Origin of the sequence: Prauserella rugosa (genome assembly GCF_000719975.1) — a bacterium.
Classification (GTDB): domain Bacteria; phylum Actinomycetota; class Actinomycetes; order Mycobacteriales; family Pseudonocardiaceae; genus Prauserella; species Prauserella rugosa.
Genome location: NZ_JOIJ01000001.1, coordinates 438,666 through 460,513, shown reverse-complemented (window position 1 = coordinate 460,513; position 21,848 = coordinate 438,666). Strand labels below are relative to the sequence as shown.

Genomic DNA, 21,848 nt, shown 5'->3' with positions numbered 1-21,848 from the left:
GCCCTCTGGCCACATGGCCAAGCCGCGGCCCGCACCCTCTCGGCTACCGTCGCTGAGGTGTTCGACATGCCCACCGTCCGCGACCGCGCCGCGCAGGTGCTGCAACAGCTCGGCCTGCCCGGCATCGTGCTGCTTGCCGCCGTGCTGGGCGACCTCGGCGTGATCGTGCCCGCGGCGATGGACGGCTTCGGCCGGGCCGGCGCGGACCTGTTGCTGCTACCGGGAATCGTCGGCCTGGCCGCGTGCGGAGTGTGGGGAAGGAGCCGTCCCGTCGCCGCCGCGTGGACCGGGGTGGCGGTGCTGTTCGTGAGCACCGTGGGGATCCGGCTCACCTCCGCACCCGCCTACTCGACGGCGTTGCCGTCCACCTCGTTCGCCGAGTGCGTGGCAGGCACGCTGCTGGTCTACTACTGCGCGCGGTCGGCGTCCGTGCTCGCCGCTTCCGTGACGACGTCCGCGCTCGTCGCGGCCGAACTGTTCGCCATCGTGGCGCGCCGCGACATGACCGGGATCGACAACTTCACGCCGTTGGTGGGCGCGGCCCTCCTGCTCGGCGCCGTCGTCCTGGGTGCACGCTCACGGAACTCCGCCGCGACGAACCAGTTCGTCGAACTTCTCCGCACTCAGTGGCTGCTCGTGGGCATCCTCGCGCTCACCCTGTTCGTGGACGCCTCGATCATCATGAGCGGTTCGCGCAGCGCCGCACTGCTGAGCGTCCCGTCCGCGGTGGCCGCGTTGACGGCGCTGTACGCGACGCGGCGGCCACTGCGTTCGATCCTGCTGCTCGCGGGCATCTACGTGGTGTGCGACGTGCTCATCCTGTCGATCGGCGCGGTGCACTACGGCTCGATCGGCGGACTGCCGTTCACGGCGACCGCATCCGGCGTGGTCGCGGTGGCGCTACTGGTGCGCACGGAACCGGCGCGACGTTCGGTACCCGCCGTCGCGCTGCTCAGCTGCGTGGTCGGGGCGGGCGCGACCGCGCAGGCGTACGCGTTGGCGCGGGAGAGCATTTATTCCAGACCGAGCTCAATTCTGCCGAGCCTGTTCATCGCGGCCGTGCTGCTGCTCGGCATCTCCGTCGCGATCGGCATGTTCCTGCGGGCCCGCGACTCGGAACGCACCACCGTGGTCGAGGCCGCTGTCGCCGAGGCCCAGACTGCCGAGCGGATGGCACTGGCCCGCGAGCTGCACGACATCGTCGCCCACTACGTCACGGGCATCGTCGTGCAGGCGCAGGCGGCCAAGATCGTCGCCGAACGCAGTCCCGACGTCGTGCCCGACTCGCTCGACCAGATCGAGAACGCGGGCACCGAGGCGCTCACCGCGATGCGCAGGCTCGTACGCAGCATGCGCGGCGACGGCACCGACATCCAGGGCGACAGCGAACAGGCGACCACCGACCTCGCCGCCGATCTGCGGGCGCTGGCCGCGTCCGGCGGACACGGGGTGCGGATCGACCTCGACGTCGACCTGCCCGCAGATCTGCCGCAGGAGGTCGCCCGCTCGGCGCTGCGGATCGTGCAGGAGTCGTTGACCAACGTCAGCAGGCACGCGGCGGGCGCCACGGCGGCATGGGTTTCGGTGCGGGCCGACGACGGCGGCGTGCGCGTACGGGTGGCCGACGACGGCTCGCCCGGCGAACCCGGCCCGCTCGCCGTCCCTGGCGGATACGGTCTCGTCGGCATGCGCGAGCGGGTGGAACTGCTGGGCGGCACCCTGCGCACCGGCCGCACCCACGACGGCTGGGTGGTCGAGGCATGGCTGCCGCTCACGGGAGAAGAGGAGTCCGAGTGATCCGGGTGTTGATCGCCGACGATCAGGACATGGTGCGGACCGGTTTCCGCATGATCGTCGACGCGCAGGACGACATGGAGGTCGTCGCCGATGTCGCCGACGGCGTCGACGCCGTGCGCAGGGCGCGCGAACTGCGCCCGGACGTGTGCCTGCTCGACATCCGCATGCCGGGGCTCGACGGGCTCGAGGTCACCCGGCAGCTCGCGGGACCGGATGTCGCCGACCCGCTGAAGGTCGTCGTGGTGACGACGTTCGACCTCGACGAGTACGTGCACAGTGCGCTCACCGGGGGAGCGTCGGGTTTCCTGCTCAAGGACGCGGGCCCGGCGTTGCTGTTGGAGGCGGTCCGCGCGGCGCACCGCGGGGACGCCCTGGTCTCGCCGCAGATCACGGTGCGCCTGCTGGAACACTTCGCCGACTCGCCCGCGGCGGCAGCGACCCCGGCGATGACCGAGGAGCCGTCCGAACCGTTGACCGCGCGGGAACTCGACGTCGTGCGTGCGACGGCGCGGGGGCGGACGAACACCGAGATCGGCGAGGAGCTGTACCTGTCGCTGTCGACGGTCAAGACCCATCTGGCCTCGGTGCAGAGCAAGATCGGGGCACGCAACCGCGTGGAGATCGCAGCCTGGGCATGGCGAAACGGCATCGTGGCCGATTGATACCGCGCACGGCGGGCCGGCAGGCACGCCGTTGCTGCTCGTTAGGGTGACTCCATGGCCTCTCCTCGCGTGGCTCACCGCCTGACAGCTCCCGTGGTCCTGCCGGCCGACCCGGCGTGTTCCGTCGTCCGGGACGGCGCGATCGACGTCGACGACTCCGGGCGCATCACCTACTGCGGCACCGCGGCCGATGCGCCCGGCGAGGCGGAGCGCACCACCGCGAAGGACGGCATCCTCCTGCCCGGCCTCGTCAACACCCACGCCCACAGCCCGATGGTGCTGCTGCGCGGAATGGGCGGCGACCTGCCGCTGCTGCGCTGGCTCCGCGAGGTGATCTGGCCGACCGAGGCGAAACTGCGCCCTTCGGACGTGCGCGCGGGCATGGTGCTCGGTTCGATCGAGATGCTCCGCCGCGGCGTCACGACCAGCGCCGAGATGTACTTCCACGCCGAGCAGATGGCCGAGGCGGTCCTCACCACCGGAGCTCGCGCGGTTATCGGCGGGCCGATCATCGACCTACCCGGCCTCGACTGGCGCGCGCTGCTCGCCGACACGAGCAAGTGGATCGACGCCGACGGGCTGCGCTGGGGACAGGGCGACCGGATCGAACTGTCGTACGCGGGACATTCGGCATACATGTTGCCGCCGGAGGCACTCGGCGCGATCGCCGACGAGGCTCGGCAGCGGGACGCGCTGGTGCAGATCCACGTCGCCGAGGCCGCCGACGAGGACGCCGAACAGCGTGCGAACCACGGTTCGGTGCCGCGCCTGCTCGACGAGGTCGGGCTGTTGCGCGGCAGGCTGATCGCGGCCCACTCGGTGCATCTGTCCGATGAGGACATCGCGCTCTTCGCGGCGCGCGGCACGGGTGTGGCCCACTGTCCAGGGTCCAACGCCAAGCTCGCCTCCGGCATCGCGCGGCTGCCCGAACTGCAGGCCGCCGACGTGCGCGTGGGACTGGGCACCGACGGGCCCGCGAGCAACGACGACCTCGACCTATGGGAAGAGATCCAACTGTCTGCGATGCTCGCGCGTCTGTCCACTCAGGATGCCACGGCCGTCACGGCAGCCGACGCACTGCTGCTGGCCACCCGCGGAGGGGCGGACGCGCTCGGCCGGGACGACATCGGCGCGCTCGAGGAAGGGCGATGGGCCGACGTCGTGCACGTCGACACCGACGACCCGGCCTTCGCCGCGGGCATCGACGTGCCGGACGAGCAGCTGCTCGGCAACCTCGTGTGGGCAGCCGGATCCCGGCGGGTCACCGACGTCTGGGTCGCGGGCGAGCAGGTGGTCTCCGGCGGCGAATCGTCCCGTGTGGACCGCGGCGAAGCGCAGGCGAACGTCGCCGTCGCGTCCGATCGCCTGCGGGGCGCCTGACTACGACCGGGGAGACACCGAGAAGCCGGATCTCGCCTCGAACCCGAACACGCCGGCGGTCTCGCCGGCCGCGTCCGGGGCGACGTCCACGTCGGACCGCTCGCCAGTGCCCAACGGCACCGCGGCCGCCCGGCCGTCCTTGCGGGCGTGGCCGTACGCAGTGCCGCCGGACACCGCCGTCACGGTCACCGCACCGTCGTCGACGCAGTGCGCCTTCTGCTCGTGCAGGTCGAACACGAGCGGCCCATTGAAGGCATACCGCCCGTTCGGCGACGTCCGCGGCTCGAACTCCTCCACCTCACACGGCGTCACCGCGAGAACGTCACCCGCGTCGGCGTCGTGCAGCCCCCACAACTGGCTACCGCCGACGAGTGGCGGCCACGCGGCCAGGACGGTCGAGCCGTCGGGACTCATGACGTCGAGCACCGGGAAGCCCGCCCGTTCCGCCTCGGAACGAACGACATCGTTGCTGTTCCAACGGCCCTCGATCTCGAATGCACCGGGCCCGGCGACGAGCGGCCCCGCGGTGGTCATACCGCGCACGGACGCCTCGGTGTCGCAGCTGTCCAGCTCCGCTGCCCTGCACTTCCGCGGCACGTGGACGCTGCCGGGCTCGAACGTGCGCTGTTCGCCGGTGGAGAGGTCGACCACGGTGTCGTTCACCATGACGACGCCGTTGCGCTGCACCAGGAACGTCTCGATCTCGCCGGACGTCTCGACGTCCATCTCCCGCACCGGCGCGGTGTCCGCACCGCGCGCGGCGGTGTCGTACACGCGCAAGCGCGACCCGCCTGCCAGGTACACGACGTGCTCACGTCCGTCGATCATCGTGATGTGGACGTCGCCGCCCTTGACGTCCGGAACCGTCTTCGACGACCACGTCACCTCGCCGGTGGCAACGTCGCGCGCGTACATCTTCAGCGCGCCGTCCGAACCGCTCAGGTACACGACCCGGCCCGACCGTTCGGCGATCACCGGCTCCGAGACGACCTCGCCACGTTTCGCGGCGACCTCCCAACGACTGCCGGCGTCGAACCCCTCCGGTACCGAATTCGAGGAAGCGCTGTTCGAGGAAGCGGTGGCCGGGGATTCCGGCCGGCCGGAATCCTGCTCCGCCTCGCCACAGCTGGCGACCAATGCCGCGGTCAGCGCCAGGACGCCGGCCGATCTCGCTCGCGCGCGCACCACCCGGACCCCTTCCGTTCACGGACTCGGACGTCGCGGCGTGGCCATGCGTTCCCACACACGCCAAATCGCGCCGGGTCCGCGAACTGCGAGACCCGGCGCGATCCACCCCCGATCCGGTGCCGCCCCCGTGCCCGGCACCGAATTCCCCGGCTACGCGGTGGCCCTGCGCGTGGTGAAGTACGTCGAACCGGCGAACACGGCCGCCAGCACGACGGGATAGACGAACAACAGCACGGGGGTCGGCGTGTCCGCGAAGAACGAACCCACCTCGGGCCACCAGTTCCGCCACCCGACGAGCGCAGCCGCGCCGATCAGCAGGGCCGCGAGGCTGAGCGAGAGGATCCACACGCCGAGCTGGCCCCAACGCTGGTAGACCACACCTGCCCACAGGCCCGCGAACGACAGCAGCAGGAACGGACCGGCGTACACGAGCACCTGCATGACCGGGTTCGACACCTCCAGGAACGGAAGGTCGAACATCGCCACGCCGACCCCCCAGCCGTTCGTGGCGGTCTCGATCAGGCGCAGTACCGACAACGCCACGCCGTACAGCAACGCCTGGCCGACCACGACCAGCCCGGCCGCGGCGAGGAAATCCCTTCTGGTGATGCTCATGCCCAGCGCATACGGGAACATCTGCGTCATCGTCTGGACGTGCAGGATCATCGTGGCGATGTAGATCGACATCAGCGCACCGGTCGGCGAGCTGCCCTGCTCCGGCTCGGGAAACGGCGCGGCCAGGAACAACACGATGTTCGCCGCCAGTACGAACAGCAGGATGAACAGTGGGAACCCGATCACCATCTTCGCGTTCACGAGCTGGATCCGGGCCACATGGATGATGCGGTTCACGACAGTTCCCCCTTACCGTTCGCCGCACCGGCAAGCACGGAGTCGGACAGTTGTGCGGTGCGCACGACGAGCTGCTGCAACGACACCGGTTCCACCTGCAGGCTCGTGGTATCGCGGCCCTCCGGGATCCCGGAGACCAGCAACCTGGCGTACCCGCCGACGTCCTCGCGGTGCAGCACCGTGTGGCCCGCGGCGAACCGCTCGACGGCCTTGGTCGGCCCGCTGACCGTCACGGCCTGGCTGCGCAGGTTGTCGGCCGAGTCGTTCATGACGATGCGGCCACGGTCGATCACGACGACGTGCTCGATCATGTCGGCGACCTCGTCGATCAGGTGTGTGGACAGCACGACCGTGCGCGGATGCTCGGCGTAGTCGGCCAGCAGGTGGTCGTAGAACAGCTGGCGGGCGACCGCGTCGAGCCCGAGGTACGGCTCGTCGAACAACGTCACCGGTGCCCGCGAGGCGAGACCGACGATCACGCCCACGGCCGACAACTGACCACGGGACAGTTTCTTCGTGCGCGTCTTCAGCGGCAGCCGGAATTCGTCGACCAGCTGCTCGGCGAATTCGGCGTCCCAGTTGGGAAAGATCATCTCCGCCGATTTCAGCGCGTGCCGGGCGAGGAAGATGTCCGGGTATTTCTGCGCCTCCTTGATGAAGCACACCTGACGCAGCACACCGGCGTTCTCAAAGGGGTTCTCGCCAACCACCCGGATCTGGCCGGAGGTGGGCAGGTCCTGGCCGGTGAGCATCCGCATCACGGTGCTCTTGCCCGCGCCGTTGCGGCCGAGCAGTCCGTGGATCCGGTTCTCGTGCAGGTCGAACGACACGTCATCGACGGCGGTCGTGTCCCCGTAGCGCTTCGTCACCCCCCGAAGGCTCACCACGCTCATTCCTCGTCCCTCCAGTTGTCGATCATCTTCTTGACGTCGTCGGCATCCATTTCGAGTCGCTTCGCCTCGGCGAGCAACGGAGCGATGTAGGACTCCCCGAACGCGTCCCGTCGGCGCTGCACGAGCTTGTCCCTCGCCCCGGCGGTGACGAACATTCCGACCCCCCGTTTCTTGTAGAGAAGTCCGTCGGCGACGAGCTTGTTGATGCCGTTCGCCGCGGTCGCCTGGTTGATCCGGTGGAACGCGGCGAGTTCGTTCGTCGACGGTGCCCTGGTCTCCCCGGGCAGCGATCCGTCGATGATCGAGTCCTCGATCTGTTCCGCGATCTGCTGGAACAGCGGCCGGGTGTCGTCCATCAGCCGCTCACCCCACGAACCACATTGGTTCCTTAGTCATGTGGGTAACCATGTCACCAGGCGACTCATGGTGTCAACTCGGAACACGAAAAAGCCCCCGAGGCGGCCGCGGAACGGTCACCTCGGGGGCGTGCGTGACGGGGGAAGAGCGCGACCTAGCGGTGGGGACGGGGCCGCACGGTGATGTCGGTCAGGTGGGCGTCGGGCCCAGCCAGCACGGCAGCCGCCACCGCGCCCGCCACCGACTCGGGACGCAGGTACTTCGCGGGGTCGTACTCGCCACCCTCCCCAGCGACGACGGCCTGCTGCATCTCGGTGTCGGTGCGGCCCGGGTACACGGACGTGACCCGCAGGCCGTTGCCTTCCTCCTCGGCCCGCAGCACGTCGGCGAAGGCACGCACGCCGAACTTGCTCGCCGCGTACGGCCCCCAGCCCTCCCGGGCGGAAAGGCCCTGACCGGAGTTGATCACCACGACGTGGCCGTTCGCGGAGCGCAGTGCGGGCAGCAGCAGCCGCGTGAGCTCCGCGACGGCCACCACGTTCACCTCGAAGTTCGCCCGCCACGACTCGGCGGGGGAGCCGGCGACCTCGCCCAGCCGCGCGACACCCGCGGAGTGGACGAGCACGTCGAGCCGGTCGATTCCCGCCGCGGCCTCGGCGACGGCGGCCTCGTCGGACAGGTCGACGGGCCACGGTTCGGCGTCGGGAAGGCGTGCGGCGAGCGCGGCGAGGGACTCGGCGTCCCTGCCGCCGAGGAGGATCCGGTGCGTGTCGGACAGCGCCTCGGCCACGGCCGCTCCGATGCCGCGGGACGCTCCGGTGACGAGTGCAAGTGGACGGTCAGTCATACCGCCACCGTAAATCCCGTGGGCCCCATAGTTGCGTTGAACGCAACTATGGGGCCCACGGGGGCTTGACCGCAGGGCGTCAGGCGCCGATGCGGCCTCCGCCTGTCTTGTGGACCGCGACGATGGCCGGACGGGGGTGGCCGCCGTCGGGCCACGACGACCCGGGGTCACCGCCCTCGCCCGGGTGCTGCACGGCCACGAGCACGAGGTCGTCCCGCACCACGGGGCCACACGTCTCGGCGCCCACCGGCACGGTCAGGAACTGCTTGACCTCACCACGGTTGGGCCCGTCCACCGGCACCGAGAACAGCCCGTCGTTCGAGCCGAGCTCGTTGCCGTCGGTGGAGATCCACAGGTTGCCGTAGCCGTCGAACGCCACGTTGTCCGGACACGAGATCGGGCTGACCTTGCTCTTGTCGAACCCGCCGAAGTAGGTGTCCGCCGCGGCGGGGTCGCCGCAGACGAGCAGCAGCCGCCACACGAACTTCGTGCCCGTGCCGTCCTCGTCCCACTCGAGCACGTGGCCGTTCTTGTTGCCGTTGCGCGGGTTCGGCTCGTCGGCGCGGGCCTCGCCGCTCGCGCCGCGGTCGGTGTTGTTGGTCAGCGCCGCGTAGATCCGGCCGTTGACCGGGTTCGGCTCGATGTCCTCGGGACGGTCCATCTTGGTCGCGCCCACCTTGTCGGCGGCCAGACGCGTGTAGACGTAGACCTCCTCGGCGGTGAATCCGTCCACGAAGGACTCGTCCCCGCTGGCCAACGGCAGCCACTCGCCCGTGCCGTCGAACTCGCCGTCCGAGGGCAGCGTGCCGGAGCCGTCGATCTCCTCGGCGGGGCTGTTGCCGGTGAACTTCGCGACGTACAGCGTGCCCTCGTCGAGCAGCGCCATGTTGTGCCTGCGGGCGTGTGCGCTGCGGCCCGGCTTGTACTTGCCCTTGGAGACGAACTTGTAGATGTAGTCGAACCGCTCGTCGTCACCGGAGTAGACGACGACCCGGCCGTCGCGGGCGATCTTGACGTTCGCGGCCTCGTGCTTGAACCGGCCGAGCGCCGTGTGCTTGATCGGCTTGGCGTGCGGATCGTTCGGGTCGATCTCGACGACCCAGCCGAACCGGTGCGCCTCGTTCGGCTCCTGGCCCAGGTCCCAGCGCTTGTCGAAGCGTTCCCACTTGCGGGTGCTCGCGCCGCCCTCGAAGCCGTACCGGTCCAGGCCCGCCTTCACCTTGGGGTCGGTCACCTTGTCGGCATTGGCGAAGTACTGGTGGAAGTTCTCCTCGCCCGACAGCACCGTGCCCCACGGTGTGACGCCGCCCGCGCAGTTGTTCTGCGTGCCGCGCACGACGGTGCCGGTCGGGTCTGCGGACGTCTTCAACAGGTCCGAACCCGCCACCGGGCCACGCACCTCGAACTCGGTGTCGAGCGTGATGCGGCGGTTGTACTTGCTCGGCACCACCTTCAACCCGCCCTCGGGCGTGCGGTCGGCCTGGACGACCGTCAGACCGTGTGCCGCCCACGCGATGCGGGCGTGCTCCTCGGTCGGGTTCTCCTCGTCGTAGGTGCCCTCGGGGAACATCTCCGTCTCGGTGGTGTACTCGTGGTTCACCACCAGGAAGTTCCGCTTGCCCGAGCCGTCCTGCGGGATGAGGCCCACGAAGTCGTTGTTGTAGCCGAACTGCTTGGCCTGCGCCTCGGCGGTCTGCTTGGTGACGTCGAACTCGGGAGCGCCGGGCACCACCGGGTCGCCCCAGCGGATGACGACCTGCTGCTCGTAGCCCTCGGGCACCACGACGGCGTCCTCGGTGTTGGGGGCGACCGGCTCGAAGTCCGTGCCCGCGGCCGGACGGCCGGAGCCGCGACGGCCCGCAGGCTGCGCCGCGAGCGCGGGAACCTCGGCCGCGGCCGTGCCCGACAGCGCGGCGAAGCTCGCCGCCGTCGCGGCCATCACGCCACCGGCACGCAACGCACCGCGGCGCGACATGACGCCACGCACCACGTCGCCGAAGTACTCGTTGTCGGACGTGTTCGGGGCGGGGTGGGAACACTGATTGCCGCACCGGTACTCACACGTCACCGGCGAGCGGCCGGAACGATGGGTGGTCAGCAGCGGGAGAAGTCGCTTGGCGGACACACGGCCTCCAGTCACTCAGTCAGGGGAACGACGGTGACTGTACGTCCGGGAATCGAGTCCGAACGGACGGAAAGGTGAACGCCGCACGAACGCGTACCGACGTCAACCGTGAACGATCACCGAACAAATCGCCCGAACGAGCACGAACGCCGTGAATCAGACCTCTTCGCCGACGAGCGCGGCCTCCGCGGGAACCTCGGTGGAGTCCTTGACCTCGTTGCGGATCATCAGCAGGCCGGCCGCGACGACCGACAACACGGCCGCCACGAGGAACGGGGCGCGATCGAAGCCGAACCACTCGGCGATGTGGCCCACGAGCGTCGCGGCGGCAGCACCGCCGAGCCAGCGGCAGAAGTTGTAGCCCGCGCTCGCCACCGGCCGCGGCGCGTCGCTGACCGACATCGCCGTGCCCGTGAACAGGGTGTTGAGCAGTCCGGAGATCAGACCGCTGACGACGATCGCCACCACCAGAACCGGCTTGCTCGGCACGGTCATCACCAGCAGCAACACCGCATAGCCCAACACCGACAGTGCCGTCGCGTGCCGCTCCCCGAGCGCGGCGGCCAACCGCGGCGCCAGCAGCACACCCGCGATCGCCACGCACAGACCCCAGCCGAAGAACACGAGGCCGATCTCGATGGCACCCCACTCCAGCACGAACGGAGACCACGCGAGGACGGCGAAGAACCCGGCTGTGTAGAGCGCCGAACCGATCGACGTGCGCAGCAGACCGCCGTGCCCGAGCGCGCGCAACGGGTCGAGCAGCCGCACCTTCGGGCGGCTCTGCCCGGCGTCGCTCTTCAGGAAAACCGCGCAGAGCACGAGTGCGGCCGCCATCAGCACGGCCGTGCCGGCGAACGGGCCCCGCCAGGACAGGTGGCCGAGCAGCGCGCCCAGCAGCGGTCCGACCGACAGGCCGAGTCCGAGCGCGGCCTCGTACAGCAGGATCGCACCCGCCTGACCACCGGTCGCGGCGCCGACGATGACCGACAGTGCGGTCGCGATGAAGAACGCGTTGCCCAGACCCCAGAGTGCGCGCAGGCCGATGAGCGTCTCGATCGACCCGGCCATCGCACACAGCGCGGTCGCGACGACGATCAGCGTCAGGCCGATGACGACCGTGCGCTTGGCGCCGAATCGGGCACTCGCCGCGCTCGTGACGAGCATCGCGACGACCTGGATCGCCAGGTACGAGGAGAACAGCAGCGTCGTCTGCTGGGGCGTGGCATCCAGCCCCTCCGCGATCGACAACAGGATGGGGTCGACGAGGCCGATCCCCATGAAGGCGATGACGGCGGCGAAGGCCGTGATCCACACCTGCTTCGGTTGCCCTTTGACGGCGGAGAGCAGCGAATGGTGCTCGCTCAACGTCGCATGCCTCCTTCCGATGTCGACAGCTCGCGCACGCGCGCGTAACTTAGCCATGCTAACAAAAACGGTTAGCTACGCGAAGTAACGTCGGTCACGGGTACCGTCTGGGTATGCGAGCTGTCGTGTTCGACATGGACGGAGTACTCGTCGACTCCGAGCAACTGTGGGACGAGGTGCGCCGCGGCGTCGTCACCGAACACGGCGGCACCTGGGCCGAAGGCGCCACCCGCACACTGCAGGGCATGAGCACGCCCGAGTGGTCCGAGTACCTCGTGCGTGAACTCGGTGCCCAGCTCACGCCCGAGGAGGCCGCTGCGCGGGTGATCGACGAGATGCGCAGGCGTTACGAGGGCGGGCCACCCGTGATCGAGGGGGCGGCCGAGACCCTGCGCGCGGTGTCCGGCCGGTGGCCGGCGGCCATCGCCAGCTCGGCACCGCCGGTGCTGATCGATTCGCTGCTGAGCGCGACCGGACTGACCGAACGCATCCCGGTGGTGGTCTCCAGCGAGGAAGTGGCCGCGGGCAAGCCGGCGCCCGACGTCTACCACGAGGCCGCGCGACGTCTCGGCGTTCCGGCGGGCGAATGTGCCGCGGTCGAGGACTCGACCAGCGGACTGCGTGCCGCGCTCGCGGCGGGCATGACCGTGTACGCGGTGCCGAATCCGCACTTTCCACCCGACGACGAGGTGCTCGGCAGGACCCACCACGTCCTCGGGGCGATCGGCGACCTACCCGCCACCCTCGGCCTCTGACACCCGTCCCACGCGACGACTCCCACACGACGACGCGGGCGGGGCGGTGATGTGCTCACCGCCCCGCCCGCGTGGCGTCCGTGCTGCCGAGCGGGTCGACGTGTCGACCCGCGGGCACGGGCATCTGCGTTACTTGTCGCCGATGCCCTCGATGAACTTCTCCACCGCGTCGCGGGCCGTGGAGTCGTCGTACTGCACCGGCGGGGACTTCATGAAGTAGGACGAGGCCGACAGGATCGGACCACCGATGCCGCGGTCCTTGGCGATCTTCGCCGCGCGCAGCGCGTCGATGATGATGCCTGCCGAGTTCGGGGAGTCCCACACCTCGAGCTTGTACTCCAGGTTCAGCGGCACGTCGCCGAACGCGCGGCCCTCGAGGCGCACGTAGGCCCACTTGCGGTCGGACAGCCACGCGACGTGGTCCGAAGGACCGACGTGCACGTTGGACTTGCCCATGTCGCGCTCGACCTGCGACGTGACGGCCTGCGTCTTCGAGATCTTCTTGGACTCGAGACGCTCGGTCTCCTTCATGTTGAGGAAGTCCATGTTGCCGCCGACGTTCAGCTGCATCGTGCGGTCGAGCTGCACGCCGCGGTCCTCGAACAGCTTCGCGAGCACGCGGTGCGTGATCGTGGCGCCGACCTGCGACTTGATGTCGTCACCGACGATCGGCACACCGGCCTTCTCGAACTTCTCGGCCCACTCCGGGTCGGAGGCGATGAACACCGGGATCGCGTTGACGAACGCGACACCCGCGTCGATCGCGGCCTGTGCGTAGAACCGCGTGGCCTCCGTCGAGCCCACCGGCAGGTAGGACACGAGCACGTCGACCTCGGCGGCCTTCAGCGCGGCGGCCACGTCGACGGGAGCGTCGTCGGACTCCTCGATGGTCTCCCGGTAGTACTTGCCGAGACCGTCGAGCGTGTGCCCGCGCTGCACCGGAACGCCCAGCGGCGGCACGTCGCAGATCTTGATGGTGTTGTTCTCGCTCGCGAGAATGGCCTCGGAAAGGTCCTGGCCGACCTTCTTGGCGTCCACGTCGAACGCGGCGACGAAGTCGATGTCGCTGATGTGGTAGTCGCCGAACTGGACGTGCATCAAGCCAGGAACGCGCGCACCCCGGTCGGCGTCGCGGTAGTAGTGCACACCCTGAACCAGCGAGGCCGCACAGTTGCCAACGCCCACGATGGCCACCCTCACGCGGCGGTTCTCGCCCATGCCGGTATCTCCCTTTACTCGTGTTCCGTACTACCTGGGTCACGCCGAGTCGTGGTCGAGTCGGACCCCTGCTGCTCGGCCTGTTCATGCGCGATGAGCTCGTTGAGCCAGCGCACCTCCCGCTCACTGGTCTCGAGACCCAGCTCGTGCAGTTCGCGGGTGTAGCGGTCGATCTTCTCCTCGGCCCTGGCCAACGCTGCCCGAAGACCTTCCCGACGTTCCTCGACCCGCCTGCGCCTGCCCTCCAGAATCCGCATGCGGACGTCCGCGGGCGTGCGCGAGAAGAACGTCAGGTGGACACCGAAACCCTCGTCGTCCCACGTCTGCGGCCCCGCATCGGCGAGCAGCTCGTCGAACCGCTCCTTGCCCTCCGCTGTGAGCTTGTACACGCGTTTCGACTTGCTCGCCCTGCGGTTCCACGGTGTAGCCGGGTCGGCCGAATCGGCCGTCTCCTCGGCGATCCAGCCCGCCCGCTGCATCCGGCGCAAGGTCGGGTACAGCGAGCCGTAGCTGAACGTGCGGAACATACCTAGCGACTCATAGAGCCGTTTCCGCAGGACATAACCGTGCATGGGGGCCTCGTGCAGCAGCCCGAGAATCGCGAACTCCAGCACACGTGCACCCCCTAACCGGGAACGAATCGGCGTCGTCCGGCGTTTCCGCCGGTCGAGTGACACAGTGCAATGTACCGACCAACTATATCGGTTCGATACATCGGAGTGGCGCAGCTAACCGTGACGCCACCCGCACGAGGGGTAAACGTCACCGGACCGTTATCCGCGAACACGGCGTGTCGCATCGCAGAGCGCCGGGATGCGGCTGAACGGGCCGTGGCCTTCCGGCGCGGACCACGTACTCTGTTGAGGTGCAGAACCAGCGGCAAGTCGTCGACTACGCGCTCCGGCGCCGTGCGCTGCTGGCCGAGTTCCGGACGGGACGGGTCAGCACCATGGACGTCTGCGACGCCACCCCGCAGTTGCTCCAGGCTGCCAAGTTCCACGGCACGCCTGACACCTCTCCGTGCCCCGTGTGCGGCAAGCATGCCCTTTCGCAGGTCAGCTGGGTGTACGGCGACGAACTGAAGCACGTGGCCGGTTCGGCGAGGAAGCCGGAGGAACTCGAGCGCATGGCCTCGCGGTTCGCCGAGTTCACCGTCTACGTCGTCGAGGTCTGCCGGGCCTGCGCATGGAACCACCTGGTGCTCTCGTACGTCCTGGGAACGGCCGGCTCACCGGAGACGGCTCCCCGCACAACGCGGACCACACGGAGGACTGCGGGACAGTGACGACGTGAGCACCGCGACCATGTGGCGGGGGGTGCGACACTCCCTGCCACGAACACGAGAGGGTTGGGTCCGCAGAACGGCGTTCCCCGACGCGCCATTCTGGGAGGGTCTTGAGTGAACGACCAGGGAAATCACGGCTGGCCGGAGCAGGAACCCGGTCCCGCACAGAGGCCGCAATGGCCCTCCGGCGGTGACGCTCCGCAGTGGCCCGGTGACAGCGGCGACGAACCGCCGAGACGGCCTCCGCGCCAGCCCGGCGGTGAGCGGCGTCAGCCACCTCCGCCGCCACGCGGCCAGCACGGCCAGCAGCCCCGCCGCCCCGACCAGCCGCCCCGTCAGCAGGGTGGGCCGCCCCAGCAACCGGGCGGGCAGCAGCCCGGCCGGCCGCCGCGGCGTCCCCAGCAGCCCGAGCGCGGCCAGAATCCGCCACCCGCTTCGCCTCCGCGGCGTTCGCCGGAGGGCGAGGCGCCCCGTCGCGGAGCGCAGGGCCGTCCCGAACGTCCCGGACAGCCCCCTCGTGACCCACAGGGGCGGCCGATGCCGCCCGCCGGCGCTCCGCAGGACCCCACGCAGGCCAGGCGGCAGCCGCCGCCCCGTCGCCCCGAGGACCCGCGCCGCGCCGGTGGTCCGGACGACGCGCGCAGGCAGCCACCCCGCAGGCCCGAGGACCGCAGGCCGGAAGGCAGGCCGGGGGACCGCACGCAGCAACGGCCCGGCGCGGGCGGTGCCGCCGCGGCGGGCGGCGTCGCGGGTGCGGCAGGCGGATACGCCGCGGGCCGCATGGACGAGCCGCGGGAACCCGAGCTGATCACGCACCAGTCGATGACGGGCACGGGCCGTGGCTACGACCCGTACGACGACCGGTATGACTCCGACCCCTACGGCTACGACCCGGACGGCTTCACCGCAGGCGGCGCCGCGGCCGACGGCGCCACGGTCGCCGCGGCCCACGCCGAGGGCGGATACGACGACGCCGACCCCGACGAGGGTGCGGGCAAGCGCGGCAAGAAGGACAAGGCACTGCTGACGCCCGCCCAGCGCAAGAAGCGCCGCTGGCGCCGCGTGCGCCGCACGCTGTACGCCTGTGTCGGCGTGTTCGTGGTGCTCCCGGCCCTGGCCTTCGTCGTGACGTACTTCTTCGTCGACGTGCCGACCCCGGAGGAAGTGGCAGCCCAGCAGGGCAAGATCGTCAGCTACTACTACGCGGGCGGCGAGAAGATGGCCGAGGACGCGCCACCCGAGGGGCGCCGCGTGATCCTCAAGCCCGACGACATCCCGCCGGTCATGCGCTACGCGGCCTACGCGGCCGAGGACGCCACGTTCGAGAGCAACTCCGGCTTCGACATCACCGGCATCGTCCGCGCCGCCTGGAACCAGGTGAAGGGCGGCGCCGGCGGTGGTTCGACCATCAGCCAGCAGTACATCAAGGTCGCCACCGAGAACGACGACTACTCGCTGACCAGGAAATGGACCGAGATCGTCAAGTCGTTCAAGATGAACAACGAGCAGTCCAAGGACGAGATCATCACCGCGTACCTGAACACGATCTACTTCGGGCGCGGTGCCTACGGTGTCGAGACGGCGGCCCAGTCGTACTTCGGCAAGAGCGCCAAGGACCTCAACGCCTCCCAGGCCGCGCTGCTGGCCGGCATGATCCAGCAGCCGGGCCGCAGCGAGGACGAGCAGGTGCGTAACCAGCGGTGGGCATACGTGGCCGACCAGATGGTCGCCAACGGCTGGCTGAACAAGTCCGAGCGCGAGAGCATGCAGCCGCCCAAGCTGATCAAGGAGGGTGCGTCCCGGCCGGAGGCACTCGACGGGCCGGACGCGTTCATCAAGAACCGCGTGATGGCCGAACTCGCCGCGAAGGGCTACTCCGAGGAGAAGATCCAGACCGGCGGGTACAAGATCTACACCACGATCGACAAGCGGGCGCAGAACGCGGCGAAGAAGTCGGTCAACGACGTGATGCAGGGCGAGCCCGGCGAACTGCGCAAGTCGCTCGTGGCCGTCGATCCCAAGAGTGGTTCGGTCCGCGCCTACTACGGTGGTCCGAACGAGGCGGGGGTCGACGAGATGGACTGGGGCAACGTGCAGCGCAACCCCGGTTCGTCGTTCAAACCGTTCGACTTCGTGGCCCTGCTCCAGCAGGGCAAGGGCGGTCTGTACTCCACGTACGACGGCACCTCGCCCCGTCAGTTCGGCCGCGTGACCATCGCCAACGCCGAAGGCACCGAATGCGGTGAGGAGTGCACGGTCGAGCAGGCCATGGCGCGCTCGATCAACACCGTGTTCTACGACATGGTCACCAACACCACCGGGCCGAAGGCCGTGATGGAAGCGGCCATGGCCGCGGGCATCCCGGAGAAGCACGGCGACAAGCCCACGATGGGCAGCCTCGACGGCAACATCTCCATCGGCGGTGGTCAGACCCAGGTCACGCCGACGGACATGGCTGGCGCCTACGCCACGTTCGCCGCCGACGGCATCCAGCGCGACACCCACTTCGTGGCGAAGCTCGAGACATCCGACGGCGAGGTGCTGTTCGACGAGACGACGCCGGCCGCGAAGAAGGGCGAACCCGCGTTCGACCCCGACGAGGAGACCAACCGCACCATCGCGCGCAACGTCACCGAGTCGCTGAAGGGCGTGCTGCCGGAGGCCGACCTGTCCTGCCCGTCGTCGCACGAGTGCGCGGGCAAGACCGGTACGCACCAGTACGACCAGGGTGATCCGGAGTCGAGCGAGAACTCGCAGGCCTGGATGGTCGGCTACTCGCCGCAGATCTCGGCGGCCGCGTGGGTCGGCACCGGCGGTGGTGAGCCGATCCGGGACGCCACCGGCAGCCCGATCTACGGCAGCGGCCTCCCCGCGGAGATCTGGCAGGAGTTCATGGCGAACTACCTGGAGCCGCTCGAGCCCGAACCGTTCAGCGAGCTCGAGGAGGTGCTGGGCCCGCAGCCGCCGGTCGTGGACGACGCCCCGGAGGAGACCACCGAGGAGACCACGACCGAGGAAACGACCACCGAGGAGTCGACCACCGAGGAGTCGTCGCGGCCGGAGACCACCCAGCCGTCGTCCCCGCCGCCGGGTCCGCCCTCGCGGCCGTCGGAGCCGTCCGAACCGACCGACACCGAGGAAGAGGACGACGACGGAGGCGGTCCCATCTGGGGCAGGCCGCCCGAGGAACCTCAGGGCAACGGCAACTCCGAGGGCTGAACCTCAGGTAACGACAACGCCCGTGCGGCGGCCCCGATGAGGGGACTGCCACACGGGCGTTGTCGTGTCCGCACCCGCTCATCACAGGAGTGTCACGGCCACCGCTTGTAACATCCCGTTCGTGTCCGGCGATACCTCTTCTTCTCGCTCGCGCCCTTCTCGCTCGCGTGGCACCACCGAGGAGACCGCGTCGCTGGACCCGTCGCGCCGAGCGATCCCCAGCTGGGACGAACCGCTCGTGGCGAAGGCGACCGCCCCGGTCGGTGGCCCGCTCGGACGGCACGCGGCCGTCGGCAGGCACTGGTTCTGGTCGCCGCTGCGCGTCTGCCTGCTACTGGGCGTGATCGCGCTCGCGTTGTCGTGGTTCGGCAAGGCCGCCTGCATCCAGCAGTACGAGGACGGCAACGGCCGGCTCCACCTGGACTGGCAGTCCGGCCGCCAGTACGTGGCGATGTGCTATTCGGACATCGTCCCGCTGTACTCGGCGGAACGTCTCGACCAACCGGACACGTTCCCCTACGCCACGCACTGGACCGAGGAGACCGACGGCGGCGAGCACGAGCGCCGGTACATGGAGTACCCGGTACTGACCGGCCTGTTCCAGTGGGTCAACGCCAAGCTGACACACGGCTGGATGAACGTCGCCGACTCCGGCCTGCTGCCAGGGGCGCTTCCGGTTGCCGTGTACTTCAACATCACCGCGCTGCTGCTGGCCGCGGCCTGGCTGACGGCGATCTGGGCGACCGCGCGCATCTCCGCGCGCAGGCCGTGGGACGCCGCGCTCGTGGCGATCTCGCCGCTGGTGATCGTGCACGCGTTCACCAACTTCGACACCGTCGCCGTGGCACTGGCGATGTGCGGACTGCTGGCCTGGTCCAGACGCAGACCCGCGCTGGCAGGTGTACTCATCGGACTCGGTGCCGCGGCCAAGCTGTATCCGCTGTTCCTGCTCGGACCCCTGCTCGTGCTGTGCCTCAGGGTGGGCAGGGTCGCCGAGTGGGGACGCACGACGATGACCGCGCTCGTCACGTGGTTCGCCGTGAACCTGCCGTTCCTGCTGATGTTCACCGAGGGCTGGCGCGAGTTCTTCCGGCTCAACACCGAACGCGGGATGGATCCCGACTCGATCTACAACGTCGTCTCGTACTTCACCGGATGGGCCGGTTTCGACGGCGCGCTGCGGTCGGGGGAGACACCCAGCGTGCTCAACACGGTCAGCGGCGCGCTGTTCCTGCTGTGCTGTGCCGCCGTGGCGTACGTGGCCTTGACGGCGCCGAGACGGCCGCGCGTGGCGCAGTTGTGCTTCCTCGTCGTGGCCGCGTTCCTGCTGACCAACAAGGTGTGGAGCCCGCAGTACTCGCTGTGGCTCGTGCCGTTGGCCGTGCTCGCGATCCCGCGGTGGCGACTGTTGCTGACGTGGATGCTGATCGACGCGCTCGTCTGGGCGCCGCGCATGTTCTCCTACCTCGGCGTCGAGAACAAGGGACTGCCCGACGGCTGGTTCCTCGGCACGGTCGTCGTCCGCGACATCGCCGTGGCGCTGCTGTGCGTGCTGATCCTGCGGGAGATCTACCGGCCGTCGGCCGATCCGGTGCGATCCGGCCCTTCGGCGTCGGACGATCCGCTCGGCGGCGTGCTGTCGGGGCAGCGCGACGCCGTCGTGCTGCCCGGACTGTCGACGTTGCTCCCCGCGAGGCTCGCGCCATCGAAACTGGTGCGGTCACGGTCACGGCCCTCGCCCGAACCGACCGGCTCGCCCGAACCGACCGGCTCCGGCGGGTCGTCGGGGCGCGGGTCGTCGAGGCGCGGGTCGTCGGAGTAGCGGGGTTCGCCGGGGACCTGCCTGCTCGCGAGGAAGGCCACGAACAGGCCCGCGAGCAGCGCAGCCTGCCCCCACACGCCGATCACGACGGCCTGCGGGGCGAATCCGTCCGCGATGCCGCGGCCCGCGTCGCCGTACCAGCGGAAGACGCCGACGCCCAGTGCGACGTCGGCGAGCAGGTACGCCGCGATCCAGCCCCACCGGATCCGCAGCAGGACGAACATCGGCAGCAGCCACAGCGTGTACTGCGGCGAGTGGACCTTGTGCAACAGCAGGAACGCGCACAACACGGCGGCGCACACGGGCAGCAGCGGATAGCGGCCCTCGCGCACGGCGCGATCCCACCCGACCCCGCACGCCACGACCACCGCGGCCAGCACGGCCACCGGCGAGGTGACGTCGGTGAACTGCTGGAACGTCAGGTCGCTGTCGAACAGGTGCCGCACGCCCCAGTACCAGATCGAGTTGGTCGTGGCGTCGGCCTTGCGCTGGCCCTGGAAGTCGATCGAGGCCCACCAGCCGTCGAACCCGGCGATCAGGAACGGCAGGTTCGCCGCGGCCACGACAGCTCCCGACAGCAGCGGAACGCGCAGCCCCGCTCGCAGGGCCGCCGTGCCGGACTGCCCGCGCCGCCGGTGCTCGACGACGACGTACAGCATGAGCGGCACGACGAACAGCGCCGGATACAGCTTCAGCGCCGTACCGACCCCGAGCAGCACCGCGGCCCACCCGGACCGCCGGCCGAGCGAACCCCGCCCGCGGTACAGCACGGCGAATGCGGCCACCGACGCGGCGACCACCGGCAGATCCCAGTTGTGGAAGGCGTAGAGCACCACCGGCGGGCCCAGTGCCCACAGCAGCGCACGCCACCGCGCGAGCCCGCCGAGCAGCCATGCCGTCAGCAGGCCGAACGGCGCCATCAGCAGCGCCGACTGCACCAGGAACTCGGCGTCGTTGTCGGCGAACGCCGCGCCCGCCCAAATGAGCACGCCGGTCAGTACCGGGTACTCCACGGCACCGCCGACGAGCTGACCCTCCGGCGTGATGTCGCCGTGGACGTAGGGGAAGACGTGCTGGTCGACGTCCCTGCCGAGCCACAGGAACTGGATGTCGGAGTAGCACGCCAGCTCGTAGTTGCGTTCGGCGTACCCGGGAGTGCTGCGGCCGTGCTCGTCGAAGTCCGGACCGGTGCAGCGGTGCTTGTTCAGCAGCCCCAGCACCAACGTGAAGCCGCACAACAGGATCGCGAGCGCGGCGACGGCCCGGGTCGACGTCGAAGGGCCGATCCGGTGTGCGCCCCCCTCAGCCCCTGAGGTGTTCGATGTCGTCGCGCTGGCCATCGGGCGGAGTCTCCACGATCACGGGTGCGTTTGCCGCGACCGCCACGGCCCGCAACACGTCGGGATCAATCGTGCCGTCACCCCCGACGACGTTCGCGTGCCGGTCCCGCTGCGACCCGGCCGGGTCCCGCGAGTTGTTCAGGTGCACCAGATCGATGCGTCCGGTGATCGCCAGTACGTCGTCGACGACCGTCTCGAGGTCCCAGCCGGCCGCGTAGGCGTGACAGGTGTCCAGGCAGAAGCCGGCTCCGAGCTCGCCGACCGCGTCCCACAGGCGCGCGAGCATGTCGAGGTCGCGGGTCATCGCGTTGTCCCCGCCGGCGGTGTTCTCGACGAGGATCGGCACGTCGAAGGAGCTGCGTTCGAACAGCTTGCGCCAGTTCGCCACGCCCTCGGCCGGATCCTCTCCCTTGCGCACGTGCCCGCCGTGCACCACGAGACCCCGCGCGCCGACCGCCGCGGCCGCCTCCGCGTGCTGGGTCACGCCCTTGCGCGACGGGATGCGGATGCGGTTGTTCAACGACGCCACGTTCAGCACGTACGGCGAGTGGATGAACACCGCGACGTCCGAGGACAGCAGGTCGTCGGTCTTCGGATGCGGCTGCGGTTTCTTCCAGCCCTGCGGGTCGGAGAGGAAGAACTGGACCGCCTCGGCACCGACCTCACCGGCCGCCGCGAGCGGATCGTCGTCACCGACATGCGCACCGATCAGCATTTGCCGAGGGTATCGACCATCGAAG

At 69.7% G+C, this 21,848-nt stretch carries 17 protein-coding genes and 1 pseudogene; 7 read left to right on the top strand and 11 right to left on the bottom strand.

The features are described from left to right. Window positions 1-66 precede the first annotated feature (66 nt). The 3 genes from IF64_RS0102215 (at window position 67) to IF64_RS0102205 (ending at window position 3,839) form a co-directional block, all read left to right on the top strand. Window positions 67-1,797 (top strand): sensor histidine kinase, encoded by a 1,731-nt coding sequence (locus IF64_RS0102215; protein ID WP_030530280.1) that lies wholly within the window; start codon window positions 67-69, stop codon window positions 1,795-1,797. Further along, the gene (locus tag IF64_RS0102210) at window positions 1,794-2,459 is read left to right on the top strand and encodes a response regulator transcription factor (protein ID WP_030530279.1); all 666 of its coding nucleotides are present in this window, start codon (window positions 1,794-1,796) and stop codon (window positions 2,457-2,459) included. Before IF64_RS0102215 ends, IF64_RS0102210 begins: the two co-directional genes overlap by 4 nt. A gap of 69 nt (window positions 2,460-2,528) precedes the next feature. Next, entirely contained in the window at window positions 2,529-3,839 is a 1,311-nt protein-coding gene (locus IF64_RS0102205; RefSeq protein WP_084705587.1) for an amidohydrolase family protein, read from the top strand. On the opposite strand, the gene IF64_RS0102200 is transcribed toward IF64_RS0102205, so the two are convergent. From IF64_RS0102200 to IF64_RS0102170, 7 genes are all read right to left on the bottom strand, one after another. Next, the gene (locus IF64_RS0102200) at window positions 3,840-4,814 is read right to left on the bottom strand and encodes a hypothetical protein (protein WP_145600534.1); all 975 of its coding nucleotides are present in this window, start codon (window positions 4,812-4,814) and stop codon (window positions 3,840-3,842) included. A 363-nt stretch (window positions 4,815-5,177) separates the two neighbouring features. Continuing rightward, the gene (locus IF64_RS0102195; protein WP_030530276.1) at window positions 5,178-5,879 is read right to left on the bottom strand and encodes a hypothetical protein; all 702 of its coding nucleotides are present in this window, start codon (window positions 5,877-5,879) and stop codon (window positions 5,178-5,180) included. Further along, the gene (locus IF64_RS0102190) at window positions 5,876-6,772 is read right to left on the bottom strand and encodes an ABC transporter ATP-binding protein (RefSeq protein ID WP_030530275.1); all 897 of its coding nucleotides are present in this window, start codon (window positions 6,770-6,772) and stop codon (window positions 5,876-5,878) included. Before IF64_RS0102190 ends, IF64_RS0102195 begins: the two co-directional genes overlap by 4 nt. After that, window positions 6,769-7,128, bottom strand: coding sequence for a GntR family transcriptional regulator (locus IF64_RS0102185; protein ID WP_030530274.1), 360 nt, complete (start codon window positions 7,126-7,128; stop codon window positions 6,769-6,771). The genes IF64_RS0102190 and IF64_RS0102185 overlap by 4 nt, the downstream gene beginning before the upstream one ends. 155 nt (window positions 7,129-7,283) lie before the next feature. Then, on the bottom strand, window positions 7,284-7,976 hold the full coding sequence (locus IF64_RS0102180) for an SDR family oxidoreductase (RefSeq protein WP_030530273.1): 693 nt from the start codon (window positions 7,974-7,976) through the stop codon (window positions 7,284-7,286). 79 nt (window positions 7,977-8,055) lie between these two features. Then, a complete protein-coding gene (locus tag IF64_RS0102175) occupies window positions 8,056-10,101 on the bottom strand; it encodes a PhoX family protein (RefSeq protein WP_030530272.1) in 2,046 nt (681 codons plus the stop codon). A 156-nt stretch (window positions 10,102-10,257) separates the two neighbouring features. Continuing rightward, the gene (locus tag IF64_RS0102170) at window positions 10,258-11,469 is read right to left on the bottom strand and encodes an MFS transporter (RefSeq protein WP_036875531.1); all 1,212 of its coding nucleotides are present in this window, start codon (window positions 11,467-11,469) and stop codon (window positions 10,258-10,260) included. Window positions 11,470-11,582: 113 nt separating this feature from the next. Between IF64_RS0102170 and IF64_RS0102165 the strand changes: the two genes are divergently transcribed. After that, complete coding sequence (locus tag IF64_RS0102165; protein ID WP_030530270.1) at window positions 11,583-12,224, top strand: HAD family hydrolase; 642 nt, start codon at window positions 11,583-11,585, stop codon at window positions 12,222-12,224. Window positions 12,225-12,353: 129 nt separating this feature from the next. On the opposite strand, the gene IF64_RS0102160 is transcribed toward IF64_RS0102165, so the two are convergent. Together IF64_RS0102160 and IF64_RS0102155 are read right to left on the bottom strand one after the other, a co-directional pair. Continuing rightward, complete coding sequence (locus tag IF64_RS0102160) at window positions 12,354-13,442, bottom strand: inositol-3-phosphate synthase (protein WP_030530269.1); 1,089 nt, start codon at window positions 13,440-13,442, stop codon at window positions 12,354-12,356. 14 nt (window positions 13,443-13,456) lie between these two features. After that, window positions 13,457-14,056 carry a PadR family transcriptional regulator gene (locus IF64_RS0102155; RefSeq protein WP_030530268.1) on the bottom strand — a complete coding sequence of 200 codons (600 nt, stop codon included), beginning with the start codon at window positions 14,054-14,056 and terminating at the stop codon, window positions 13,457-13,459. Window positions 14,057-14,307: 251 nt separating this feature from the next. Between IF64_RS0102155 and IF64_RS0102150 the strand changes: the two genes are divergently transcribed. From IF64_RS0102150 to IF64_RS26405, 3 genes are all read left to right on the top strand, one after another. Continuing rightward, a complete protein-coding gene (locus tag IF64_RS0102150; RefSeq protein WP_030530267.1) occupies window positions 14,308-14,727 on the top strand; it encodes a DUF5318 family protein in 420 nt (139 codons plus the stop codon). Between the two features lie 537 nt (window positions 14,728-15,264). Beyond that, window positions 15,265-17,946 (top strand): transglycosylase domain-containing protein, encoded by a 2,682-nt coding sequence (locus IF64_RS25120; protein WP_246134810.1) that lies wholly within the window; start codon window positions 15,265-15,267, stop codon window positions 17,944-17,946. 121 nt (window positions 17,947-18,067) lie between these two features. After that, window positions 18,068-19,768, top strand: coding sequence for a glycosyltransferase family 87 protein (locus IF64_RS26405; RefSeq protein WP_084705586.1), 1,701 nt, complete (start codon window positions 18,068-18,070; stop codon window positions 19,766-19,768). 284 nt (window positions 19,769-20,052) lie between these two features. On the opposite strand, the pseudogene IF64_RS27845 reads toward IF64_RS26405, so the two are convergent. After that, window positions 20,053-21,108, bottom strand: a pseudogene (locus IF64_RS27845) (glycosyltransferase 87 family protein); the annotation flags it as partial. Next, on the bottom strand, window positions 21,071-21,823 hold the full coding sequence (locus IF64_RS0102120) for a deoxyribonuclease IV (protein WP_030530261.1): 753 nt from the start codon (window positions 21,821-21,823) through the stop codon (window positions 21,071-21,073). The gene IF64_RS0102120 and the pseudogene IF64_RS27845, both read right to left, overlap by 38 nt. Window positions 21,824-21,848: the final 25 nt, after the last annotated feature.

What these genes read in the sequence shown, in the direction of transcription:
- IF64_RS0102215 (WP_030530280.1), top strand. Translation starts at nt 67, where the DNA reads ATGCCCACCGTCCGCGACCGCGCCGCGCAGGTGCTGCAACAGCTCGGC.
- IF64_RS0102190 (WP_030530275.1), bottom strand. Translation starts at nt 6,772, where the DNA reads ATGAGCGTGGTGAGCCTTCGGGGGGTGACGAAGCGCTACGGGGACACG.
- IF64_RS0102185 (WP_030530274.1), bottom strand. Translation starts at nt 7,128, where the DNA reads ATGGACGACACCCGGCCGCTGTTCCAGCAGATCGCGGAACAGATCGAG.
- IF64_RS0102180 (WP_030530273.1), bottom strand. Translation starts at nt 7,976, where the DNA reads ATGACTGACCGTCCACTTGCACTCGTCACCGGAGCGTCCCGCGGCATC.
- IF64_RS0102165 (WP_030530270.1), top strand. Translation starts at nt 11,583, where the DNA reads ATGCGAGCTGTCGTGTTCGACATGGACGGAGTACTCGTCGACTCCGAG.
- IF64_RS0102160 (WP_030530269.1), bottom strand. Translation starts at nt 13,442, where the DNA reads ATGGGCGAGAACCGCCGCGTGAGGGTGGCCATCGTGGGCGTTGGCAAC.
- IF64_RS25120 (WP_246134810.1), top strand. Translation starts at nt 15,265, where the DNA reads ATGCCGCCCGCCGGCGCTCCGCAGGACCCCACGCAGGCCAGGCGGCAG.
- IF64_RS0102120 (WP_030530261.1), bottom strand. Translation starts at nt 21,823, where the DNA reads ATGCTGATCGGTGCGCATGTCGGTGACGACGATCCGCTCGCGGCGGCC.